Here is a 21,897-nt window from a genome sequence, read left to right as displayed (position 1 = left end):
CCTGTCCAGCCTTGGTCACAGTTTGGTCGCCACGCAAACGTCCCTTGGACGATGGAGAATCTTGATGCCGAGGTGTAGACGCCTCTCACATTATCTTGCCACCCTGGCACTGATCTGTCTGCCGCTGCTGGTGAGCCGGGTCGAGGCGTGCATGGTCTGTATTCCGTACCCCGAGGAAACCGGGACCGACCGGCTGTTACACGCGGATGCGGTGGTCTTTGCCCGCGAGAACCCGGAACAACCGTTTTCGTACTCGGCCGTTGAAGTCCTCAAGGATGACGTGGAAGCGCCGCCGATTGATCTGTTTCTTCCGAGCACCACCCGCAAACGCCTGGCGCTCAGACCCGAAGATTCCGTGGCACTGGCCTTTGATGCTGCCAACAACGAGTGGCGTTCTGCCGGATATGCGACCCCTGCTTACCAGGAACTTGTGCGCAAAATCGTGATGCGCGCGCCGGCCTGGAACCGCTCGGCGCGGGCAGAAAGTCGGGCGAGGTTCTTCGTGCCCTATCTCGCCAGTGAGGACGAAAGTGTTCATAAACTCGCCTATCTGGAAGTTGGACAGTCCTCCTACGATACGATTCGCGAAGCCGACAGTGTCGTGCCCGCCGCACAGGTTCACCGCTTTCTGAACGATCTGAAGTACATCGAATGGCATGCGCTGTACATTCTGCTGTTGGGGGTGGATGCGCAGCCGGAGGAAGAGCGCATCATTCGTCAGGCCATGGAAAGCAGGGCGCGGCTCGGCCTCAAGCTCAATCTCTCGGCATGGGCGACGGCGCTGATCGAAATCGATGGGGCCGAGGCAGTCGAGTGGCTGGAGCGGCATTATCTGGGCGTTGCTGACCGCGAGTCCGATGCCGTGGTGGAAGTTGTAAAAGCACTCTCGGTTCAAGGTGCCCGTAACCGTTCCAGCCTGCGGCAACGCATTGCAGACAGCTACGCGCTATTGATTCAAACCCATCCGTCGCTGGCGGGGTGGGCGGCGCGTGATCTGGCCTCCTGGAACGACTGGCGCTTCGCAGATGCCCTGGCCGAAGTGCGTGACGGCGAACAGGACCTGGATGGTGCTGCCGCCTTCTCAATCAACTACTACATCCGGCGTGCGCAATCCCGCGCCTCAAACTGAACGCCCTTGCTTTCATTACCCGCCGGGGCTTAACTGAATCTGATAGCCCCGGCTTTTGCTCCCCGCAGGCCTGGGGCTTTGGACAGGAGTGGTGCAGTACCTGTTACTGGAATCCAGGGAAGGAGGAAAGTCATGCAGTTGCCCACATTCGATGAGCTCAAGGATCTGGCTCAGCGTGATCCGGAAGGCTTCGAGAAATTGCGCGCCGAACTGATTGAGGAGTGCATCCTCAGCAGTTCGAAAAGCAACCAGCCTCGTCTGAGAGGCCTTCAGTTTGTGATCGAGTCCCGCCGGCGGGTGGCGGGGAGTCCAATGAAAGCATTATTGGACATCCAGAGCATGATGCACGATTCGCTTTTCGAGCTTCAGCAGGCGCTGCTAGGCCCGCGCGGTGGTTGTGAACCGGCGCCGGCAAGTACGCGCATTCTGGAGTTCCGGCCGCCGCTGTCGTCTGCAGACTGATGCCTTAACCCTTTGGGGTCGCGCTCAGCGAGGGAACGACAAGGCCGGCAGCAGCGCCCTGGCGTTCCCGAGCCGGGCACCTGGCGCCGGCCAGTGTATGCTTTTTACCGGTGCGCCAGCGCGTAGTCGATCGCCGCACACACCGCAGCCGCCTGCGCAGCATTGCATTGTTCCGGGGTCGCTCGGGGGCTGTCTGGATAGACCTCGGTGGTCGTCCTGTACGGCGCGTTGGTGACACTGGCGCACAGCCCCAGCTGCTCAATCGGGTACTCGATCACGCCCCGAGCCACCACGGGTGACCCGAAGATCTCGCCTTTGTCATCGGCCGGCGCGATATGTGTGATAGGTTCTACCGCCTTGATCACCGCTTGCTGGAATTCAGGCTGTGGGTTGTTGCTGTCATCGACCAGATAGAAACCATCGGGAATCCCGCCGGGCTCGAACGGCTTGCCGTCGCGGGCAGCCAGCGCGGGGCGAAACTCGGATTCGTCGGTGTCGGTGGTCTCGTGCAGGTCCAGGTGCAGCAGGGCACGGTCACGGATGGGGGCCACCAGACGCATGAGGGCCGCCGACTCTTCCGCTTGACTGTCATCGCGGAAGGAGCGGTTCGGGTCGACCGCGTGCGCGTTCCAGCGGTGGATGCGCTCGTATGCCCAGGGGCTGACGCAGGGCGCGACCAGCAGGTTGACGCGACCGGCGTAGTCCCCTGCGTGCTGATCGACGAACTGCAGCGCGCCGTGCACGCCGCTGGTTTCATAGCCGTGCACTCCGCCTGTGATCAGCACGACCGGCAAATTATCACGCCAGTCCCGGCTCCGGATTGCCATCAGCGGGTAGGTTTCGTGGCCGTAGTTCAGGTGGCCATACTCTTCCACATCAAACCGCGTGCCCAGACGCTCGATCACACTCAGCACCTCAGACTCGTAGCTGCGATGACGGGTCTGTCGTGACAACCACTCGGCGCGTTCCGCTTCGCCCCAGGGCGTGCCGGGAGTTCCGATTGGGTAGGGTGCAGGAGCCGTGCTCATATCAAATGTTCTCCGGTGATGATCGATACTGGCGGGCATTCTAGCATCCGCGCCTGAGCTCGCAATCCGGGCTGATACCTGCCGGGGCAAGCTTGCCGTGCCATCGGTGCCTCCCTGAACGGACGGATGAGCACTTGTTATCACCCACTCGCACCGGCGTGGTTTGTCAGTGCTGCGGCGTTTTCCCATTATTGGGCAGGCTCTGCCATGTCAGGGTTTCGGGCGCCCGGGCTGGTGCCGAGCCCAAGTTCCACTACTATCTAGGTAAGTTAACGCTGGAGACGACGTTACCGTGGGTCTGTCGATCGAAAAAACGGAATTTGCTGCGGAAGATTTTGAACGTTTTGCTGCCAAGGTTCGCACGGACCTCTCGGCACTGACCCGTCTTCTGAATCGCCCGGGTTTTGGTGAGGGGGAGAGTTCCATTGGGGCCGAGGTTGAGTTTTATATCGTAGACTCTGACCTGCGCGTTCAACCCATCAACACCGAAATCGCGGCCAGCGTTCAGGATCCCCAGCTGACGGTTGAGCTCAACCGCTTCAACCTCGAATACAACCTCAGCCCGCAACCGTTCAAGGGCGACCCGTTTGGCAGAACGGAGCAGGAATTACTCTCTGCCATCAGGCGAATCAATCAGCACGCCGCATCCATGGATGGGGAGCTGGTACCGATCGGCATTCTGCCCACCCTTCGCCAGTCCGATATGGGGGCGTCGGTGATGACCGACGAACCCCGCTATCATGCCCTGTCCAAAGCGTTGATCGAGCAGCGAGGAGAGCCCTTCAGCATCCACATCGGTGGCAACGATGTCATCGATCTGCAGGCCGACGACGTTTACATGGAAGGGGCCAATACCTCGTTTCAGCTGCACTGGCGTGTTCCCGTCCATCGTTTCGCCGACTATTTCAACGCCGTCCAGCTGGTGACACCGATTGTTCTGGCCCTGGCCAGCAATTCGCCGAGCCTGTTCGGGCATCACCTGTGGGACGAAACCCGTATCGCCCTGTTCAAGCAGTCCATCGACAGCCGATCCCCCAATCACAAAACCTGGCGCCACCCGCCGAGGGTTTACTATGGCAATGGCTGGGCCCGCAGCGCCTGGGAGCTGTTCGCGGCCTCCGGTGCCTTGTATCCGCCCATCATTCCACTGATGTCGGATGAAGATCCAATGGCCGTGATCGATGGTGGCGGGGTGCCGAAATTGGCCGAGTTGCGCCTGCACCAGGGCACCACGTGGCCCTGGAACCGGGCCATCTACGATCACACCGAAGGGGGCCATCTGCGCATCGAAATTCGTTCCATGCCGGCGGGCCCGACCGCCGTTGATATGTGTGCCAACGGACTGTTTATCATCGGAGCGGCGCTGGCGGTGCTGGATGATATCCGCCATCTGACGTCGATACTCCCTTTCCATTACACCGAACACAATTTCTACCGTGCCGCGAAATACGGCATTGGTGCAGAAATTATCTGGCCGCACAAGGACCAGGTTCAGTTGCAGGATGTGCCCCTGTTAACCGTGGCCCGAGAGCTGCTGCCGCGCGCCCGGGAGGCGCTGCAACACACCGCAGTGGACGAGGCGGAAATTTCCCGTCTGTTGGGCATCATCGAAGGCCGCATTGAAACCAATATGTCGGGGGCGCGGTGGCAGCGCCACATCACGGAGTCTTTTCTCAAGTCCCTGACTCCCGATGACGCATTCCGGAGCATGTTGTCTCTTTACATGGCCAACCAGAAGACAAACCGGCCGCTCCATGAATGGGCATTGTCACCGTGAGCCACTCGAATGTTCTTGATTGCCTGAATAATCCGTCGCCCCGAACCTTGGGACGATCACCCCTTGAGTGGCTGGACCGGCTGAGGAGGCCCACGGTGGTGCGCGTTGCCGGTCGGGATCGCTCCCGCACCCGGGCCATGTCAACGCTGCTGCATGGCAATGAGCCTTCGGGGCTGTTTGCGCTGCACCGCTGGTTACTGGAGCAGCACACGCCCGAGGTCAACATGGTGTTTCTGCTCGGTGGCGTCTATCCCGCGAAGATTCCCCCTATGCTTTCACTGCGACAGCTGCCTGACGGGCTCGACCTCAATCGGTGTTTCAAAGAGCCTTTTGACGGGGAGGAAGGCGCCATCGCACAGGCCATGCTGGCAGAGCTGCGCAAGGCCAAACCTGAATGCCTGCTGGATGTGCACAACACCTCAGGCACCGGCCCGGCCTTCGCGGTGACCATCACCAATGACGCCGCTCATCAGGCGCTGACCTCGCTCTACACCGATCGCCTGATCATGACGGATCTTCGTCTGGGCGCGCTGATGGAATATTCCGAGCAGGAGGTGCCCACGGTGACCATTGAGTGCGGTGGGTCTCAGGATGAGCAGGCTCACCAGCTGGCCTACGAGGGGCTCGTCCGGTATACCTCGCGACCCGACGTGTTGTCGCTGGAAAAAGCGGAGTGGGACGTTGCGGTACTGCGCAATCCGATCCGGGTGGAGCTGGACCCTGAGGCAACCATAGAATACCGCCTCGAACCTTCCGGCCACGCTGACCTCACCTTCCCGCCGGACATTGAACACCGCAATTTCGGGGTGGTTTCACCGGATGAGCCGCTGGGTTGGATCGGGGACAAGGGCCTCGGCATCCTCACCGCGATCAGCCATAACCGGGCCGAGGATGTAGAGCAGGTGCTTCAAGTAAAGGACGGGCAGATTTACCCTGCCCAGGACATCAAAGCCTTCATGATTACCACCAACCCGGTCATTGCCAAGAGCGATTGCCTGTTCTATGCCGTCAAAGCAACGGGCGAACCCATATTCTAGGCTCCACCGCGTGGGCTTCAGACACCTGGTATTTCCACTGCCTTGGCATCAGTGCTATGCACTGGCTTTTGCTCGTGCCTGTTAATCGTGTATGGCCCGCTGCCTGGCATCCCTTCGGGAGTCGGCATCTTCAACCACGGCGATAGAGATCATCTTGGTCTCTATGTATTCGAGGGGTAGAGCGGTTTCCTGTGCACCGATGAGCACATGGTTCATGTACCAGGAATAGGGTTTGAGCGTTGTATCAATATGGGTGGCCACATAAGTCACTGCCCGCACCGGGCGGCCATCCACGGCCAGGACATCTACCGTTTTCTCGTCATAGCCAAAGCCCAGGCCTTCCGCTTTATCCAGAACGGGCTTTTCGTCGGGATCAATATTGAACAGGGCGCCGTAAATAACGTCACGCACGTTTGATGTGAAGTAGGCATCGCATTTGGCAGAGCCATCATGGCAGGCTTTGTGAAACCGCAAGTCATGCTGATGGAGACGATACTGCCCAAGGGCGAGCGCGCTGGGAACCCGAGCCCTCAGCCGCGCCAGTGACATGTTCGATCCGTATGCAAAATAGAGCATGAAAACCTTTTCTGGTTAACGCCAGCAGCAGCCATGATCCAGCGACCAGCGGGCGCAATGCTGGCTGACTTTTCATCGGGCTCTTACTGGCTGGCTTCCGCCATGGGATTCGGGTTGCGCAATGCCAACTCGCCAATCCCGGGCAACTTGATCCCCAGCGCCATTGGGTTCACCCCCAGCGACAGCCCCAGCACGTTCAGCTCCAGCCCTTCCCGAACACCGGCCAGCAATCCGAAATAACCGCCCACGCTGAGCTGGTAGCCGGCGCCCCCGGGCACTTCAGCCACCCAGCTTTCCCCCAGATAGTCCTTGCCGATGGCGTGATTGGGCAGTGCAACGTCGAGTCCCGGCACCTGGCGAATGACCCAGGCCACAAAGGTGTTGCTGTTGGGGCCCGGCCAGGCTTTGTACTTGGTGGGGTAGGGGTAGGATTCAACTGCATCGTAGATGGCAGGAATGAGTGCTTCCGCCTCTTTGCCGCGAATGTCGGTGTAGAGTTTGGGGAGCGCGCCATACCAGTGACGGTCCGGAACTCCGGGTGCGGACTTCACTACGTTCCGTCGCCAACCGATGACCTGATGAACCTGGTAGTGGTCGGCCCCTTGTTCCTTGGTGGCAATCCATGTGTGCACCGCGAAGTACCCGCGCCAGCTCCAGGCCCGGGCGCCATAGACGTGAACAACGGCACCGTTGTAGTCCTCGGGTGAGGGGGCAAGTCCGGCGCTTTCCCGGCTGGCGGTTTGCCAAGTTTCGGCGCCTTGCAGGCTACTACTGGTGGCCATCAACAATGGCCCGGCCAGAATGACCGCAAAACTGACGACTAGCCAGAGGCTGAATCTAGAGGCTGCTTTCATGACAAAGGTTACGCCGTGAACGGCCGGCCAGATCGCCGAAGGCTGCGGCGAGTTTGCCGGTATCGGGCTTGTCTTCTAGGCTCAAGAGTATCTTCAGCCACGCTGTTGTCAGCAAACCGGGGGAATCAATCATGACTGACCACCATACCTACAAGAAAGTCGAGATTGTGGGCTCGTCCAAAAAAAGCATAGAAGATGCCATCGAGAATGCCCTCGCCGAGTGCGCCAAGTCGATTCACAACATGGAATGGTTCGAGGTGGTGGAAACCCGGGGTCATATCGTGGATTCCAAGGTGGGCCACTATCAGGTCGTTCTGAAGATCGGCTTCAAGATCATGGATAGTTGACGTTGATCACCCGGGTTCGGATGGCGTCTACCAGACGGTTCATCAGGTCCCGGGCCTCGCCGTCGTAAAGGGCCTGGCATTTATCCTTCAGAACCCGGCGTTCGTGGTCGGAGGATGAGTCAGACACTTCCTTCGAGACGTCCATATGCTGACAGGCGGTCAGGTGGACCTTGATTTCGGTGTCAATCAGGCGGCTCACCAGTTCTTCGACGGTTTCATTGCAGAAGGGGCGGTTCTGATTCAGCAGCTGTCTGGCCTCCAGCGCGGCGTTGCGGGCGTCGAGCCGAAGATCGCCGGCGGACTCGCCGTTTTCGATTGCCCGAATGAAGATCCCCAGGCGGTCATGTAAGTGCCAGATTTGCGGCCAGATTTTGCTGTAGGCTTCTTTCTCTGTGTCGTAACGGGCAGCGCCCGGGTCGGCGCCCAGGGTCGGCGGCGGGCGATGACTGCTGCCTGAGAAATGGCCGACCCGAAGCTCCTCCAGCTCGCGCCCGAGTGTGCGCGCTTGCTGGCGCAGGGATTCGACTTCCCGGTTGGCGCTGCGGGACAGGGTGATGGCCATGACCAGGGCGACAAGGCCTGTCAACAAGGCGATGGCCGCAATAATGAGTGCTGTGTGGTTGCCTTCAAAAAGACTGAGTAGTGAGTCCGTTTCCATTCGGGCTGCGTCCGTGTGAGTCTCATCAAAGTATCAGTATAGAAGCTAATCCGGATCCTGTTGTTTGTAGGGCAGAAAGCTGAACGACTCCTGAAAATAGCTGTCCACGTGCGCCGTTTCATCCCGGATAAACGTGCGGATGGCGTCCCGGAAGCCAGGGTGACTGATGCCGTGCCAGGAGTGAGTAAGCTGCGGCTCGAACCCGCGCACCAGCTTGTGCTCGCCCTGCGCGCCGGCATCAAAATGGCTCAGGCCCAGCTCAATGGCCAGTTCGATGCCCTGGTAGTAGCAGGTTTCGAAATGCAGGTGCGGAATCTCTTCCAGACAGCCCCAGTAGCGGCCGTAGAGGGTGTGCTGACTGGACAGGAAGAGGGCGCCGCCAATCCATTGGGTGTCTTTCCGGGCCATGACCATGTGCAGGTGTTCGGGCAGGTTGGCGCGAATCAATTCAAAGAACTGCCGGTTCAGGTAGGGGCGTTGGCCGCGCTTGAGGTAGGTGGCCTGGTAAAAGGTGTAGAACGCCTCCATGGCGTCGTCCGGGATGTCCTGACCGTGAAGGCGGCTGAACACAATGTCCTGTTCGGCCACCTGGCGGCGCTCGCGCCGGATCGACTTGCGCTTGCGCGAGGTCAGCTGGTCCAGAAAGTCGTCAAAGGTGTCATACCCGCGGTTATGCCAATGAAACTGGCAGCCGAGTCGCCGCAGCTGTTCCGGCTGGCCGAGCAGTTTCCGGTCCTGGGCATCGGGGAACAGCAAGTGCCAGGAGTGAGCCCCCAGCTGATGCATCAAGGTGTCGAACATTTCGTGCAGCTGGCTGGCTTTCAGCATGCTTCGCAACTCTGGTTTCAGCAGCAGTCGCGGCCCCTGAGAGGGCGTGAACGGAATGGCCATGAGCAGTTTGGGGTAATAATCCAGGCCGTGCTGGTGATAGGCCTCGGCCCAGGACCAGTCGAACACGTATTCCCCCATGGAGTGGGTTTTCAGGTAAGCGGGAGCCACGCCGGCGAGTTCACCGTCCAGCCGGAAGACGAGGTGGCTGGGCTCCCAGCCTGTCAGGCGGCTGGTGCAGCCGGAACGCTCCAGAGCCTGAAAGAACTCGTAGCGCAGGAACGGGTTCTGTTGGCCGGCGAGTCGGTCCCAGTCGGCTCGTGGAATGTCTTCCACCGAGTAGCAGGTGTCCAGGGTCAGGGCGGGGGGCTGTGTATCAGGCATCCGTTACAGGCTTCTTCGGCATCCTTGGTCATACCATAGGTCACATCAGGGCTGAGATCACATGTTTTACGTGAGAAAGCATTGCCAGGTTCTCAGAATGTAAAGGTTCTGCAAAGCAAAGCGACAGGAATCAGCGGCTTGAATCCGCCGTGTTAGACTCGCAAGGAGTCTGTGGGAGGCAAACGATGCAGAACCGGGTATTGCTGGTTGAGGATGATGACGAACTGCGGAGCCTGCTGGCCCGTTACCTGAGTAATCAGGGATTTACGGTCCGTGAAGCGGCCACGGGTAATGATGGCCTGGCGCTGGCAAAGGGGCAGGCCTGTGATTTGGTGGTGTTGGATATCATGCTGCCGGATATCAATGGCCTGGAGGTTTTGCGTGAACTGCGGGCCGACACCCATCTGCCGGTGGTGTTGCTGACCGCCCGGGGCGATGAAACCGATCGTATCGTAGGCTTTGAAGTCGGTGCCGATGATTACATTCCCAAACCCTGCAATCCCCGCGAACTGGTGGCCCGGATGCAGGCCCTGTTGCGCCGGGTGGCATGGGACCAGAGAACCGAGGTGAACGCAGCGCGCGTCTGCGGTGACCTGACTGTCGAGCCTGACCACCGCCGCATTCTCCAGAACGATGAGGCACTGGATCTGACCGCCACCGAGTACGAAGTCCTGCAGGTGCTGCTGGCCCATGCCGGCAGCGTGGTTCGCAAAACCGACCTGATGCAGTGGGCCCTGGGCCGCCGCCTTGAAGCCTACGACCGCACGCTGGACATGCACATCAGCAATCTTCGCAGAAAACTTGGCCCGGAAGGTCCGGCGCGCATCGAAACCGTGCGAGGCCTGGGTTACAGCTACAGGGTGCCGGTATGAAGTGGCCCCCGTCGGTTCCCCTGTTCTGGCGAATTTTCCTTTTTATCTGGCTGGCAATGGCGGTAACGGTGCTGGCCAGTCAGCTGGCAACCCGAGTGCTGCTGGACCGGGAGCGGCAAGCCATTGAGCGTCAGGTGGGGCTTGAGGATCTTGGGCTGGAAGCGGTGGAAATCCGCGAACGGCAGGATAAACGCATGGCCTGGCGGTTCTTGCGGCAGCAAGGCGAGGAGCGTGGTCTGTATCTGATTCTGAATGATCAGAGTGAAAACGACGGCCAGCTGCCTTCCTTCGTCCGCGACCGGATGAATTCAAGCTGGTATCCCCAGCAGCCCGCGGTGATTGAGATTACCGACAGATACCGGCTGGTCGCCTGGCCCCGGTCTTCCGGTGAGGGCTGGCTGGACCCGGGAATTTTCCGTTACATCGAGCTGGCACTGGCCTTTGGGCTCATCACGGTGGCCTGCTGGTGGGTGGCCCGGCTGGTTTCCCGGCCACTGAAACACATGGAACAGACCGCGCGCCAGATCGCCGGTGGCCGGACGGAACTGCGGGTGAGTGACGATATTGCCGGGCGGCGCGATGAAGTCGGGCAGCTGGCCACAGCCTTCAATGCCATGACGGATCAGCTCTGTACTCTGCTGGAGCGGCAGAAACATTTGTTGCGGGACATCTCACACGATCTTCGAACCCCGCTCACGCGCCAGAGGATTGCCATCGAGTTGGCCAGCGATGGCGGCGGTGATGAGCAATTGATGGCCAGCATTCTGCGCCAGAATGAGCGGCTGGAGGCCATGACGGCCCATATTCTCACCCTTTATCGCGTGGCGGAGCAGGGCGGGGATATCGAGCGGCAGCCGCTTGGCCTGGTGAAGCTGATTAATGAGGTTTTGCGCGACGCCGCAGACTACGCCGAGCACCGGGGGGTGGACTGCCAGCTCAAAGCCAGGCCCGATTTGGTCCGAAGCGCGGTGCTTGGCGATGCCGAACTGTTGCGCCGGGCGTTCGAAAACATCCTGCAGAATGCGTTGGATCACACCTCACCCGGCCATGCGGTGCATGTGAGTGCAGACTCTGAAAACCGATGGTTGCTGGTGGCGTTTGAGGACGAGGGTCCGGGAGTGGATGCCGAGCACCTGCCGCATCTGTTCGAACCGTTTTACCGGGCGGACAAATCCCGTGGTGGGCAGGGCTGGGGCCTGGGCCTGGCGATTGCCCGGGATATTGTCGCGGCGCACGATGGCACGATCAGCGCCGACCGGGGCGCGTCCGGCGGGCTACGCGTGACGATCCGGCTGCCGGCTTTCATCGGCGGCTGATTCCCGTTCTTCGGCTGTGGCACTGTCGGTCGGTTTGAGATCGGCGGCGCCGGAAAAGTCGATACCTTCCTGCAATTCGTCGTCTGCGAACCGGATGCCGCAGGCGGCTTTCCGGATCTTCGCTGGGCTGGCTGTGCCCGGGCTGCTACGATCGCTGTCTTGAGACATAAGGTTTACCTACAGATGAGCAAGGATTACCCCGTCCCCGCAGGATACCTTGAGCGGGAAACGGAAGTGAAGAAAAGCCGCTTCATCGCCCGGATCGTCCCGGTTTCCTCCCGGGAAGAGGTCAAATCCTGGCTGGAAAGCGCCCACAAGGATCACCCGGACGCCCGGCACATCTGCTGGGCTTACCAGCTCGGCCGGCCGGGATCCGCCGCAGAAGCCGCCATGAGTGATGATGGCGAGCCCTCCGGCACCGCCGGCAAACCCATTCTCAACGTCATCCAGCACAAGGATATGGGGGATGTTCTGGTGATGGTGATTCGTTATTTCGGCGGCGTAAAACTGGGCGCTGGTGGCCTGGTGCGGGCTTACGCCGGGGCTGCCGAGAGCGTACTGTCGGCGGTGGATCGTGTGGTCCAGCAACCCATGGCGGCCGTAACCGTGACCATGCAGTTCGCCGATGAACAGCCAATCCGGCACTGGTGTGAAGTGAACGGGGCAGAAGTTGAATCGGTTGATTACGGTAATCGGGTCACGGCCCGCCTTCAGGTGCCCGAGGAATTGTCCGAAGCGTTGATTGCTTTCTGCGATGCCCAGCGATTGGACTACCATTTCGATAACTGATCCGTAAGGACCGCTGACGGTCTCTGGCGGACGTATACTGAAAGGACGTGAGTTCCACAAGGAGGACCTTGCATGCGTTTACTGATGATTTCTGCCCTGGTGCTGGCTCTGACCGGCTGTGCGGCGAACGTGGTTACCGATTACAAGGATTCAGCACCGTTCGGCAGCTATGGAAGCTGGGCGTTTGCACCGAATGCCGGCGAAGGTTCCTTCGTGTCCCTCGATGATAGCCGGGTTCGCACTGCGGTGGACCGCGAAATGAAGCGCGAGGCCTTGCGTCAGGTGCCTCAGGCCGAAGCTGATCTGCTGGTGAACTGGAAAATTGTCGAAGAAGAACGGCTGGAGCAGGTGGGTGTTGGCCTCGGCGTCGGCTTTGGGAATGGGCCCTTTGGCTGGGGCATGGCAGCGCCGCCCCCGGTGCGGGAAGTGAAAGAGGGCAAGCTCGTTATCGAACTGATCGATACGGCCACGAACGAAGTCGTTTGGCGCGCGGCCAGTCAGCGTTATCTGAAGGAGCGCCAGTCACCCGACGAGCGCCGCGAACTGATCGATGAAGTGGTAGCGGAAATGTTTTCGCAGTACCCTCCGGTGCCTGAGTCATAAACCGGAGAACAACAGAGGACCGGAATGAAAAAGCGCAACGAAGGGGGGCTGGTTTTTTCCACCGAGCACGGTCGGATGTGCCCCGGCTGTCATAACCCTGTGGCTGAATGCAGTTGCAGCGCGCCTGAGCGGCCCAAGGGCGACGGCGTGGTGAGGGTCAGCCGTGAAACCAAGGGGCGCAAGGGCAAGGGCGTGACCCTGGTGACGGGCATCCCTATGGACGACAAAGAACTCAAAGCTTATGCAAAAGTCCTGAAAGCCAAGTGCGGCACCGGCGGTACAGTGAAAGATGGTGTCGTGGAGATTCAGGGCGACCAGCGGGATATTCTGGTGCCGCTCCTGCAGCAGAAGGGCTGGACGGTAAAGCGTTCGGGTGGCTGATAACCGGCCATCACAAAACCCTGAGGGCTCGCACTTCTGCTGATCCCACACCTTTCTTATCTGTGTCGGCCTTGGTCGATCTTCTCCAGGGTGAAGCTAATGGTACGCTTCGCCTTGTTTCCCATCTTTGTATCATGCTGAAAAGTCTGCCATAAACATTTCAAATTGAAATTCAGGTTTCATATTGAAATGCTTTTCTTGCGTGGCGTGCTTGTCGTGTATCGGTTTTTACTTACACAAAAAGACCAACAAAAATAAGCAGTTAAAAACTAATTCTTCTGATCTTGGCTGAGTTGGCACTCGGTTTGCGATGCGTAGTGAAAAAGCCCACATCTGAAGGGCGCTAACACTCCATCCAACAATAGTGTGCTGACGAAAATGACCAAACCATTAGAAGGCGTTCGAATTATCGACCTCACGCACATGCTCTCCGGCCCCTATGCGGGCATGCTGCTAGCCGATATGGGGGCTGAGTCGATCAAGGTAGAGCCGCTTAAAGGCGAGGGCACCCGGGCTCTGTTGGCAAGCGATCCGAAGAATTCCTACAACGGCCAGGGCGCCTACTTCATCACCCTCAACCGGAACAAGAAAAGCGTCTGCATCGACCTTAAAACCGAGGAAGGACTGGAAACCTTCTACGACCTGGTTCGGGAAGCGGACATTGTGCTGGATAATTTCTCCGCCGGCGTTCCCACCAAGCTCAAGATCGATCACGAGCACCTTTCCCGCATCAACCCGGGCATCATTACCTGCTCTGTCACGGGCTTTGGCCAGGCCGGCCCGAACTTCAAGCGCCCGGCCTTCGATCAGGTGGTGCAGGGCATTGGTGGCGGTATGTCGATCACCGGCCACGATGAAGAGCATCCGGCGCGGGCGGGCATCCCCATTGGCGATCTGGGTGGCGGTATGTTTGCGGTGATGGGCGTACTGGCTGCACTGCACTCAAGGGCAGTCAACGGCTATGGGCAGCACGTTGATATTTCGATGCTGGATTGCCAGATCAGCATGCTCAATTACATGGCCACCATGCACATGCTCAGCGGCGATAATCCGACGCCCATCGGTAATGGCCACTTCGTTCACGTTCCTTACGACGCCTACAAGACCAGCGATGGCTTCGTGATCATTGCGGTCATCTTCGACAGCTTCTGGGACAACCTGGTTCAGTTGCTGGATATCGACGAATTCCGCGACCCAAAATACAAAACCCAGCCGGGGCGTTTCGCCGACAAGCATAAGATCAACGCCATTCTCACCGAACTGCTTCAGACCAACACCACCCAGCACTGGGTTGACCTGCTCTCCGGCGCCCGGATTCCCTGCGCGCCGGTCAATAAATTCTCCGACGCGTTGACTGATCCCCAGGTGCTGTTCCGCAACATGGTGGTGGACATTCCCCAGGCCGGCGGCGGTGTCGTCAAGGCTCCAGGTAACCCGATCAAGCTGAGCATTGACTCTTCCGACAGCTATACGCCGCCACCGTTGCTGGGTCAGCACACGGAAGAGGTGCTCAGGAGTATGGGGTACGACGATCAGCGCATTGCTGATCTGAAAGCCAAGAAGATTGTGGGGTAAAGCAATGTCCATCGAGATTCGAGTCAACGAAGTGGGGCCTCGCGATGGCCTCCAGAGCCAGGGCAAGACCCTGACTACGCATGCGCGTCTGGACCTGATTCGCACCATGGTTCGTGCCGGTGTGCGGAATGTCGAGGCGGGCAGTTTCGTGTCGCCCAAGGCGGTGCCTCAAATGGCGGGCACGGCCGAACTCTTTGGACAATTGCCGGATCCGGACGCAGTTCGGTATGCGGGGCTGGTGCCCAACATGAAAGGCTATGAACTGGCTGTTGAAGCTGGGGCCCGGGTGGTGAACGTGGTGTTGTCCGTCACCGAGACCATGAACCAGAAAAACATTCGCATGAGTCTCGATCAGACTGCCGAGGTCTGCGCCGCCATCGTCGAGCGCGGTCGCAGCGAAGGAATCGAGGTGCAGGCGTACCTGGCCGTCGCCTACGAATGCCCGTTTGAAGGACGTGTATCACCCAGTGTGGTTGCCGAGTATGGCCGCCAGATGCAGCAGGCCGGTGCCAGCAAAATCATTGTCGCTGACACCATCGGAGCGGCTAATCCGGCACAGGTCCGGGAGGTCCTTGGTGGGCTGACTGCGTTTGTGCCTTCGGAAAATCTGTCCTGCCATTTCCATGATACCCGGGGCATGGCGCTGGCCAATATCACAGCGGCCCTGGACCTGGGGATACGGGAATTCGATGCTTCCATCGGCGGTCTGGGGGGATGCCCCTTCTCGCCGGGGGCAACCGGGAATGTGGCAACAGAGGATGTGGTCCTGCTCCTGAACAGCATGGGTTACCAGACCGGCATTGAGCCGTTGGACCTGGTGCCGGTCGTCAAGTTCGCGGAGGACCTGACCGGCGTGACGCTGGGGGGCAAGAGCTTCAAGTGGCTGGATCAGCAGTTCGCGAAAAAGCGCGGGGAAACCGGCCATGGTGGGTAAAGTGCTCGGCTTCGCAGCGCAGGTTGCTCCCTGGGCGGTAGTCAGCGGACTGGCCTACGCCGCCGCTTTCATCAAGCCCTCCGTGGAGCCGCTGCCACTGCCGCAGCCGCTCAGCGAGTCCAGGGATACGTTCTACGACGTGAGCGCTACCGGTTCCGATCGTTTCTGGTTCGCGGGCAACAACGGGGTTGTGCTGGAAGGGGGCACGGATCCGTCGACCTGGGCTCGTCATTCCATGCCCCACAACATCAACCTTCAGGGGATCGCCACCTCGGACGATGGCCTGGTTCTGGCGGTTGGTAACGGCGGATGGACCTTCCGCCGGGAAGGTGGAGGCCAATGGGAATCCACGCAGCTGCCGGTGTCAGACATCGCCGGAAAACTGATCGAAGTGGCCTGGCTGGGCGACGGTTTCTTTGCGATTGGCGAGATGGGCGCAGTCTTTCGCAGCAATGCCGAAGCGGAGGACTGGGTGAACCTGAGTATCGATGGCGATGTTGGCCTGAACGACATCACCCGGGACAACGACGGTGTGCTCTGGATTACGGCCGAATTCGGGACTGTCTACCAGTCCGACGACAACGGCGAGAGTTGGTCCGGCGAGGAGCTGGGTTACGAGAGTCTCCGTTCCGTTGCGTTTTTTGATGGCACCGGCGTCATCGTGGGCAACGGTGGCGTGATTTTCCGTTCTACCGATGGCGGCGACAGTTGGACATCGGTTTCTTCGCCTACCTCTGAACATCTCTACGACGTTATCCATGACGGCTCTCGCTGGCTTGCCGGTGGCAATGGTGGGGTGCTGCTGGAATCGGTCGATGGTGACGAATGGCGCTTGCTGACGCCCGAGAACGGAACCACCGGATACGTCGCGCGCCTACTGACTGCCGGCGACCGTGTGGTGGTTGCCGGCCAGGAGATTGGTCAACTTGATGGTGGACGCTGGGACGCTTGGCCCGCCACCCGCGGCGAGGAGAAATAGGCATGGTCAGTCAGTTCGCACGCTCCCTCTCGGAACTCTGCATCCGTCATCGCGGTGTGGTTGCCATCCTGATCTTGATCAGCACGCTGTTTATGGCGCTGACGCTCCTGAAAATGGATGTGCGAACCGTGTTCAGCGACATGGTGCCCAGCGATCATGAATACGTGGATGTTCACGAAACCTACAAGGAAACCTTCGGTGGAAGTAACAAGGTTTCCATTCTGGTACAGGCTAAATCAGGCGACATCATGACTGGCCCGATCCTGACCGAAGTCCAGCGCATCACTCGCGAGCTGGCCAAGGTCAGCGGTGTCAATCCGTTTCAGGTAGTGTCACTGGCGTCCCGCAAGCTGAAATCAGTCAGCGCCTCGTCGATGGGAATAGAAAGTGTGCCTCTGATGTGGCCGGGTGTTCCCGAAACCGCCCAAGGCATCGAAGAGCTGCGCGAAGCCATTCTGAATAACCCGCTTGTTTACGGCATCTATGTGGAGCCTGACCTGTCTTCCACGCTGATCCAGATGGATTTCTACGATCACCTGGTGGATTACAGCAAGATCTTCCCTCAGGTACAGGCCATTCTCGATGCCTCTCCTATCAAGGATCAGGTAAGCCATCATGTGGTCGGCGAGCCGATTCTTTATGGCTGGGTCGATTTCTTCCTGGAAGAGACCGTCGCCATCTCTCTTATTTCACTCGGTGCGATGCTGCTGGCGCTGTTCCTGCTGAACCGCACCTGGCGCGGTACGCTGCTGCCGTTGCTAAGCGGCGTGGTGTCCACCATCTGGGCCCTGGGCATTGGTGTGCTTCTGGGCTTCAATTTCGACCCGCTGGTTATCGTGGTTGCCTTCATCATTACCGCTCGTTGCTTCAGCCACGCGGTGCAGCTGATCACCCGTTTCGATGATCTGTGTGACGGGGAGGGCGTGGCACCACGGAAAGCGGCTGAGCAGACCATGCGGGAACTGTTCCGGCCAGGGCTGCTGGGTCTGGTGTCCGATGCGGGCGCGATCCTGTGTGTGGTGCTGACCCCGATTCCGCTGCTGCAGAAAGTGTCGATCATTGGTGCGATCTGGGTGATGACCATCGGCTTTTCGGCGGTGATCCTGACGCCGGTGATGCTCAGCTGGGTGAAGGCGCCGCTTCGCAATGCCCATCCCCTGAACCTCCGGTTCCTGCTGAGTGCGGTACTCGGACTGGCGGTCAGAGTGGTAGAGACCCGCGCCCGCTTTTTTGTGTTGCCGGTGACGCTCGTGGCCGTGGGCCTGCTGGTGTTTAAGGCCACCGACCTGACCATCGGCGATGCCACCACCGGCTCGCCCATCCTCTGGGAGGATTCCTCGTTTAACCGGGACAGTGCGTTGATCAATGCCAGCTATCCCGGCACTGAGCAGATGTTTGTGGTGCTGGAGGCGGAGGAGCGGGATGCCCTGAAGCGCCCAGACGTGCTGGCATGGATGCAGAGTTTCCAGCGGCGCATGGAACGTCTGCCACAGGTAGGTGGCAGTATTTCCCTGGCGGATATTGTCGTGGATGTACGTCGCAACCTGTACGAGGGTAACCCCCGTTACCGGGAACTGGGTTCGAGCCAGCTCGAGAACGGTGAGCTGATCAGCTTCTATATGCAGGGCGCTGCTCCGGACGACCTGGCCCAGTTCGCTGACCCACTGTTCAAAAACGGCTCGGTCATCCTGTTTTTCCGTGATCGTCAGGGCGAAACGCTGCGTCAGGCTACCTATCAAATCAAGCAATTCATCGCGGCAAATCCGCTGGATGGCGTCGAAGTCCGGCTGGCTGGCGGGTCGCTGGGCATCATTGCCGCGGTGAATGAGATTCTGCTTTCCGATCAGATCGAAGCGATTGCCCTGGCACTGCTGGTGGTCATTCTGTCCTGCCTGGCGGTTTACCGTTCCTCCGCGAGCGGCATCTTCTTCATCGTACCGGTGCTTATTTCCAACGTGGTGACCTTTGCCTTCATGGCGTGGCAGGGCATTGGCATGAGCATCAGTACTCTGCCGGTGGTCGCGCTGGGGATCGGCCTGGGCGTCGACTACGCGTTCTACATCGTCGATTCGGTGAAAGAGTATCTGGAGAAGGAGCCAGACGCCGACCCCGTCGAGGCTATTCGCCAATCCCTGTTTTCTGCCGGCCGCGGCGTTCTGCTCACATCAGTGACGCTTGCCGCGGGCGTTCTGTTCTGGTCCCTGTCTTCGCTGCGATTTCAGGCGGAGATGGGCACCTTGATCGGGCTCTGGCTTCTCGTCTCAGCGTTCACATCGCTGTTCGTGATGCCATCCCTTGTCCGGGTGCTGCAGCCGAAGTTTATTTTTGGTGATAGCCCCTCCGGCACCGAAGCCAAGCAAGGCGCAGGGCCGCTAGCTCAATCCACGCAATGAAATGGGTAAAACTATGACAACGAAAAATAACCTGGAGTTGAAGGGGCGCTATCGGAAGCAGACGCTTCTGGCAGCTGGCATTGTGGCTGCGACGATGGCTGGCGTTCCCCAAACCGTGTCCGCAAGTGAAGAGGACTGGCTGACCAAAGACTGGGAGGTGTCCGGCTACATTCGCGAGTATCTTTCGTGGAACCTGGAGAACCCCACGCTGATCGGCCCTGGCCCCAATATCTTCGATGGCGAGCAGCGGGATGACTATCGCTACGACCTCTCCATGGCGCGGACCGTCGGCAAGCTCAACCTGTTCCGTGACTTTGGCAACGCCCGTTTCAAGTTTACCGGGCGCATCTCCCGGGAGTCTCCCACGGATTACCTGAAGGACCTGCAGGCGGTTGCCGATGAGTGGGCACAAACCGGCGGTGCGTCAGGTTCTTCGGTGAATCTGCGTGACGACGTCTACGACGATGAGGAGATCCGTGAGCTCTGGGTTCAGGGCGATATTACCGATACTACGAATCTGAAAGTCGGTCGGCAGCAGGTAGTCTGGGGCGAGACTGACTTTTTCCAGTTACTGGACGTGGTGCATGGTTACGACTTCCGCTGGCGTTCTTTCCTCGAGCCTGAAAATGAGGAGCTTCGCAAGCCGCTCAATCTGGTCAACCTGGTACAGCGGGTTGATGACCTCGATGGCAGCCTGCAGCTCCTCTACATTCCAGGTCGCCTCAATGATGGTGAAAACCGTGGCAACAGTTACGACGTAGAAGGCGGTCGCTGGGCCAACAACCCGAATAAGGGCATTACCTTCGCGTCCGCACCCTTCGCCGCCAACGTGCCCTACAACTACGACCATTCCGAAGCCGACATGGATGATGACTCCTACGGCCTGCGTTGGAATGGCCTGGCCGGAGACTGGGGCTACTCGGTAGCCTGGTTCCACGGTCCCAACCCCAATCCAGTGGCGAATCCCAACCCGGCCACCAATCCGGGGCGGCCTGACCTTCAGACCAACCCGTACGAGTATGAAGGCAACCCAGCTGCGGCCGGTGAGTTTATCTACCCCTACATCGATATCTTTGGTGTGACTGCGAACAACTATTTCGCGGGTCCGGACCTGGTGTTCAGTACCGAGATCGCCTACATCCCGGATGCTCCCTACAACGTCGGCATTGCCGGTGGTGCGGCAGGGCTCGGCGCCGGCGAAGCTTGTGGCTTCTTCCCGGGTTTCTGCGGCATTGCCGAGAAGAGCCTGGTGCGTTCGATGTTCCGCATTGACAAGCAGCTGGACCTGCAGGATTTCCTCGGCACCAGCCGTCCATCGTTCTTCACCGTTCAGCTTTTCAACAACTGGATTACTGACTTCGAACGCGAGGAGCAGCTGGTTAACCTCGCCGGTTTCGGCGGTGAAACCAAGGAGTTCAGCAGCATCATCACTGCGGTGCTGGCAACCAATTACGCCAACGACCAGATCAATCCGTCCCTCGCGGTTGGTTCCGATCTGACCTACGGCGGCGGGTTCGTGATTCCCGCAGTGGAAATGGCCTACGGCGACCACATCCGGGTTCGCCTTGAAGCCGATATTTTCTGGCACGAAACCGATCAGGATCGTCCCCTGGAGGGCTTCAACGATACCAACCTGTTCGGCTATTTCTCCGGCAACGATCAGTTGACCGCACGTCTGACTTACCAGTTCTGAGGAGATACTCATGACAATCACAACAAACCTGAAGAACCTGACTCTGGCTGTAAGTCTTTTGGCAGGCGCCAGCCATCTGGTGGCTGCGGAGTTGCAGTCGGGTGATGTAATTAATGCGGGCAACCTTGATCAGCGTCTGTCCGATACTTTTGACGGGGATAGCATTGACTCCCTGCTGACCGACCTGCAGAAACGGCTGATTCGCGAGGAAGGCCTGGTCATTACGCTCAAGGCGCCCGAGCCCATTAACCTCGGTGACGACTACCTTGCCGCGACCGAGCAGTACGCCAGTGCCGCAACTTTCAATCCCGATACCCGCATGATGGAAGGCTGGAAAGCCGGCATGCCTTTCCCCGAGGTGGATGAAAACACACCTCATGCAGCGGAAAAGCTGATCTGGAACCACCACGTTGCACAACCGACCAAGAACTTCCAGGACTACCCGGAATTCGCCTATCTGTTTGTCGATGATGAGCGGGGCCTGGAGCGCACTCAGGAGTGGGTGCTGCGCCGCTACTATATGAAGGGGCGACTGGGTGAAGAACAGACCGTTGAGGGTGATGGCGATGTGTTGTGGAAGCAGCTGCTGTACGCCACCTATCCGGCGGATATCCGGGGTCTTGGCCTGTTCACCGTTCGCTATGACAGCCCGAAGCTGGATGACAGCTGGGCTTACATCAAGTCAGTGCGTCGTACCCGTCGTCTTTCGGGTGGTACCTGGATGGATCCCATCGGCGGCACCGATCAGCTAAATGACGATATCGAGATCTTCAACGCCCATCCGACCTGGTATCCGGAATACAAGCTTCTAGGCAAGCGCAAGATTCTGGTTGTCGCCAACAGCCAGTCCACGGCTTGGAATCAGGACGCCAGTGGTGACGCGGAATTCCCGATTGTGGACCTGGATAGCGAACCGTACTGGAATCCGACCGATCAGTGGGAGCCCCGTGAAGTGTGGGTGATCGAGGCCGTGGCTCCGCCCGAGCATCCGTACAGCAAGAAAGTTATGTACATGGATACCCAGTTCCCGCGTTTCTACATGGCCGATGTGTATGATCGCAAAGGGGAGTTCTGGAAGTGGATGAACTACAACCTGAAGACGATCGAAACCGAGGACGGCGACCGTGGCATTGTGTCCAACGCCGGTTTCACCATTGATTACCAGCGTCGCCACGCCACCATCTTTGTATTGGCACCGAACGCGAAACTGAACACAGGCGGGGTGGACGGTGATTCCATCAGTCTGAGAGAGCTGGAGCAGGCAGCAGCGCGCTGATGCCCA

23 protein-coding genes are annotated in these 21,897 nt (G+C 59.2%); 16 read left to right on the top strand and 7 right to left on the bottom strand.

Features of this window, described 5'->3' with window-relative positions; genetic code table 11:
* The first annotated feature begins 64 nt into the window (after positions 1-64).
* The gene (locus LPB19_RS16170; protein WP_206643905.1) at positions 65-1,129 is read left to right on the top strand and encodes a hypothetical protein; all 1,065 of its coding nucleotides are present in this window, start codon (positions 65-67) and stop codon (positions 1,127-1,129) included.
* A 132-nt stretch (positions 1,130-1,261) separates the two neighbouring features.
* Positions 1,262-1,591: a DUF3135 domain-containing protein gene (locus tag LPB19_RS16165; RefSeq protein WP_206643904.1), complete on the top strand. Its 330-nt coding sequence runs from the start codon at positions 1,262-1,264 to the stop codon at positions 1,589-1,591.
* 104 nt (positions 1,592-1,695) lie between these two features.
* Here the strand turns inward: LPB19_RS16165 and LPB19_RS16160 are convergent, their stop codons facing one another.
* On the bottom strand, positions 1,696-2,619 hold the full coding sequence (locus LPB19_RS16160) for a M14 family metallopeptidase (protein WP_206643903.1): 924 nt from the start codon (positions 2,617-2,619) through the stop codon (positions 1,696-1,698).
* 292 nt (positions 2,620-2,911) lie between these two features.
* Between LPB19_RS16160 and LPB19_RS16155 the strand changes: the two genes are divergently transcribed.
* Complete coding sequence (locus LPB19_RS16155; protein WP_206643902.1) at positions 2,912-4,396, top strand: hypothetical protein; 1,485 nt, start codon at positions 2,912-2,914, stop codon at positions 4,394-4,396.
* A gap of 95 nt (positions 4,397-4,491) precedes the next feature.
* Positions 4,492-5,433: a M14 family metallopeptidase gene (locus tag LPB19_RS16150; RefSeq protein WP_228289142.1), complete on the top strand. Its 942-nt coding sequence runs from the start codon at positions 4,492-4,494 to the stop codon at positions 5,431-5,433.
* Between the two features lie 81 nt (positions 5,434-5,514).
* Here LPB19_RS16150 and LPB19_RS16145 read toward each other — a convergent pair whose 3' ends face one another.
* From LPB19_RS16145 to LPB19_RS16135, 3 genes are all read right to left on the bottom strand, one after another.
* A complete protein-coding gene (locus LPB19_RS16145) occupies positions 5,515-6,009 on the bottom strand; it encodes a gamma-glutamylcyclotransferase family protein (protein WP_206643900.1) in 495 nt (164 codons plus the stop codon).
* Between the two features lie 83 nt (positions 6,010-6,092).
* Positions 6,093-6,863, bottom strand: coding sequence for a DUF3750 domain-containing protein (locus LPB19_RS16140; protein WP_206643899.1), 771 nt, complete (start codon positions 6,861-6,863; stop codon positions 6,093-6,095).
* Positions 6,847-6,996, bottom strand: a complete 150-nt coding sequence (locus LPB19_RS16135; RefSeq protein ID WP_206643898.1) for a hypothetical protein — start codon at positions 6,994-6,996, stop codon at positions 6,847-6,849. Before LPB19_RS16135 ends, LPB19_RS16140 begins: the two co-directional genes overlap by 17 nt.
* On the opposite strand from LPB19_RS16135, the gene LPB19_RS16130 reads away from it, so the two are divergent.
* Complete coding sequence (locus LPB19_RS16130; RefSeq protein WP_206643897.1) at positions 6,995-7,210, top strand: dodecin; 216 nt, start codon at positions 6,995-6,997, stop codon at positions 7,208-7,210. The two genes, LPB19_RS16135 and LPB19_RS16130, sit on opposite strands and share 2 nt — an antisense overlap.
* Here LPB19_RS16130 and LPB19_RS16125 read toward each other — a convergent pair.
* Positions 7,197-7,868: a hypothetical protein gene (locus tag LPB19_RS16125; RefSeq protein ID WP_206643896.1), complete on the bottom strand. Its 672-nt coding sequence runs from the start codon at positions 7,866-7,868 to the stop codon at positions 7,197-7,199. The two genes, LPB19_RS16130 and LPB19_RS16125, sit on opposite strands and share 14 nt — an antisense overlap.
* A 45-nt stretch (positions 7,869-7,913) precedes the next feature.
* Positions 7,914-9,080, bottom strand: a complete 1,167-nt coding sequence (locus LPB19_RS16120) for a GNAT family N-acetyltransferase (protein WP_206643895.1) — start codon at positions 9,078-9,080, stop codon at positions 7,914-7,916.
* Positions 9,081-9,265: 185 nt separating this feature from the next.
* On the opposite strand from LPB19_RS16120, the gene LPB19_RS16115 reads away from it, so the two are divergent.
* Together LPB19_RS16115 and LPB19_RS16110 are read left to right on the top strand one after the other, a co-directional pair.
* Complete coding sequence (locus LPB19_RS16115; RefSeq protein ID WP_206643894.1) at positions 9,266-9,952, top strand: response regulator transcription factor; 687 nt, start codon at positions 9,266-9,268, stop codon at positions 9,950-9,952.
* Positions 9,949-11,268 (top strand): sensor histidine kinase, encoded by a 1,320-nt coding sequence (locus LPB19_RS16110; RefSeq protein WP_206643893.1) that lies wholly within the window; start codon positions 9,949-9,951, stop codon positions 11,266-11,268. The genes LPB19_RS16115 and LPB19_RS16110 overlap by 4 nt, the downstream gene beginning before the upstream one ends.
* On the opposite strand, the gene LPB19_RS16105 is transcribed toward LPB19_RS16110, so the two are convergent.
* The gene (locus LPB19_RS16105; protein ID WP_206643892.1) at positions 11,227-11,436 is read right to left on the bottom strand and encodes a hypothetical protein; all 210 of its coding nucleotides are present in this window, start codon (positions 11,434-11,436) and stop codon (positions 11,227-11,229) included. The genes LPB19_RS16110 and LPB19_RS16105 overlap by 42 nt on opposite strands.
* A gap of 15 nt (positions 11,437-11,451) precedes the next feature.
* Here LPB19_RS16105 and LPB19_RS16100 point away from each other — a divergent pair, with 15 nt between their 5' ends.
* The 9 genes from LPB19_RS16100 (at position 11,452) to LPB19_RS16060 (ending at position 21,891) form a co-directional block, all read left to right on the top strand.
* Positions 11,452-12,057, top strand: a complete 606-nt coding sequence (locus tag LPB19_RS16100) for a YigZ family protein (RefSeq protein WP_206643891.1) — start codon at positions 11,452-11,454, stop codon at positions 12,055-12,057.
* 72 nt (positions 12,058-12,129) lie between these two features.
* Complete coding sequence (locus LPB19_RS16095; RefSeq protein WP_206643890.1) at positions 12,130-12,660, top strand: DUF4136 domain-containing protein; 531 nt, start codon at positions 12,130-12,132, stop codon at positions 12,658-12,660.
* 24 nt (positions 12,661-12,684) lie between these two features.
* Entirely contained in the window at positions 12,685-13,041 is a 357-nt protein-coding gene (locus LPB19_RS16090; RefSeq protein ID WP_206643889.1) for a translation initiation factor Sui1, read from the top strand.
* A 378-nt stretch (positions 13,042-13,419) separates the two neighbouring features.
* Positions 13,420-14,616, top strand: coding sequence for a CaiB/BaiF CoA transferase family protein (locus LPB19_RS16085; protein WP_206643888.1), 1,197 nt, complete (start codon positions 13,420-13,422; stop codon positions 14,614-14,616).
* A 4-nt stretch (positions 14,617-14,620) separates the two neighbouring features.
* A complete protein-coding gene (locus tag LPB19_RS16080; RefSeq protein ID WP_228289141.1) occupies positions 14,621-15,550 on the top strand; it encodes a hydroxymethylglutaryl-CoA lyase in 930 nt (309 codons plus the stop codon).
* The gene (locus LPB19_RS16075) at positions 15,540-16,529 is read left to right on the top strand and encodes a WD40/YVTN/BNR-like repeat-containing protein (RefSeq protein ID WP_206643887.1); all 990 of its coding nucleotides are present in this window, start codon (positions 15,540-15,542) and stop codon (positions 16,527-16,529) included. The genes LPB19_RS16080 and LPB19_RS16075 overlap by 11 nt, the downstream gene beginning before the upstream one ends.
* A 2-nt stretch (positions 16,530-16,531) precedes the next feature.
* Positions 16,532-18,922: an efflux RND transporter permease subunit gene (locus tag LPB19_RS16070; RefSeq protein WP_206643886.1), complete on the top strand. Its 2,391-nt coding sequence runs from the start codon at positions 16,532-16,534 to the stop codon at positions 18,920-18,922.
* A 13-nt stretch (positions 18,923-18,935) separates the two neighbouring features.
* On the top strand, positions 18,936-20,615 hold the full coding sequence (locus LPB19_RS16065; protein WP_228289140.1) for a DUF1302 family protein: 1,680 nt from the start codon (positions 18,936-18,938) through the stop codon (positions 20,613-20,615).
* Positions 20,616-20,625: 10 nt separating this feature from the next.
* A complete protein-coding gene (locus LPB19_RS16060) occupies positions 20,626-21,891 on the top strand; it encodes a DUF1329 domain-containing protein (protein WP_206643884.1) in 1,266 nt (421 codons plus the stop codon).
* Positions 21,892-21,897: the final 6 nt, after the last annotated feature.

This window comes from Marinobacter salinisoli (genome assembly GCF_017301335.1).
In the GTDB taxonomy this organism is placed as follows: domain Bacteria; phylum Pseudomonadota; class Gammaproteobacteria; order Pseudomonadales; family Oleiphilaceae; genus Marinobacter; species Marinobacter salinisoli.
This window is presented reverse-complemented; position numbering and strand designations above follow the sequence as displayed.

Coding starts and splice junctions, on each gene's coding strand:
- LPB19_RS16145 (WP_206643900.1), bottom strand. CDS start 6,009: ATGCTCTATTTTGCATACGGATCGAACATGTCACTGGCGCGGCTGAGG.
- LPB19_RS16125 (WP_206643896.1), bottom strand. CDS start 7,868: ATGGAAACGGACTCACTACTCAGTCTTTTTGAAGGCAACCACACAGCA.
- LPB19_RS16140 (WP_206643899.1), bottom strand. CDS start 6,863: ATGAAAGCAGCCTCTAGATTCAGCCTCTGGCTAGTCGTCAGTTTTGCG.
- LPB19_RS16135 (WP_206643898.1), bottom strand. CDS start 6,996: ATGATTGATTCCCCCGGTTTGCTGACAACAGCGTGGCTGAAGATACTC.
- LPB19_RS16085 (WP_206643888.1), top strand. CDS start 13,420: ATGACCAAACCATTAGAAGGCGTTCGAATTATCGACCTCACGCACATG.
- LPB19_RS16075 (WP_206643887.1), top strand. CDS start 15,540: ATGGTGGGTAAAGTGCTCGGCTTCGCAGCGCAGGTTGCTCCCTGGGCG.
- LPB19_RS16110 (WP_206643893.1), top strand. CDS start 9,949: ATGAAGTGGCCCCCGTCGGTTCCCCTGTTCTGGCGAATTTTCCTTTTT.
- LPB19_RS16100 (WP_206643891.1), top strand. CDS start 11,452: ATGAGCAAGGATTACCCCGTCCCCGCAGGATACCTTGAGCGGGAAACG.
- LPB19_RS16130 (WP_206643897.1), top strand. CDS start 6,995: ATGACTGACCACCATACCTACAAGAAAGTCGAGATTGTGGGCTCGTCC.
- LPB19_RS16070 (WP_206643886.1), top strand. CDS start 16,532: ATGGTCAGTCAGTTCGCACGCTCCCTCTCGGAACTCTGCATCCGTCAT.
- LPB19_RS16080 (WP_228289141.1), top strand. CDS start 14,621: ATGTCCATCGAGATTCGAGTCAACGAAGTGGGGCCTCGCGATGGCCTC.
- LPB19_RS16095 (WP_206643890.1), top strand. CDS start 12,130: ATGCGTTTACTGATGATTTCTGCCCTGGTGCTGGCTCTGACCGGCTGT.
- LPB19_RS16120 (WP_206643895.1), bottom strand. CDS start 9,080: ATGCCTGATACACAGCCCCCCGCCCTGACCCTGGACACCTGCTACTCG.
- LPB19_RS16105 (WP_206643892.1), bottom strand. CDS start 11,436: ATGTCTCAAGACAGCGATCGTAGCAGCCCGGGCACAGCCAGCCCAGCG.
- LPB19_RS16165 (WP_206643904.1), top strand. CDS start 1,262: ATGCAGTTGCCCACATTCGATGAGCTCAAGGATCTGGCTCAGCGTGAT.
- LPB19_RS16115 (WP_206643894.1), top strand. CDS start 9,266: ATGCAGAACCGGGTATTGCTGGTTGAGGATGATGACGAACTGCGGAGC.
- LPB19_RS16090 (WP_206643889.1), top strand. CDS start 12,685: ATGAAAAAGCGCAACGAAGGGGGGCTGGTTTTTTCCACCGAGCACGGT.
- LPB19_RS16060 (WP_206643884.1), top strand. CDS start 20,626: ATGACAATCACAACAAACCTGAAGAACCTGACTCTGGCTGTAAGTCTT.
- LPB19_RS16170 (WP_206643905.1), top strand. CDS start 65: ATGCCGAGGTGTAGACGCCTCTCACATTATCTTGCCACCCTGGCACTG.
- LPB19_RS16160 (WP_206643903.1), bottom strand. CDS start 2,619: ATGAGCACGGCTCCTGCACCCTACCCAATCGGAACTCCCGGCACGCCC.
- LPB19_RS16065 (WP_228289140.1), top strand. CDS start 18,936: ATGACAACGAAAAATAACCTGGAGTTGAAGGGGCGCTATCGGAAGCAG.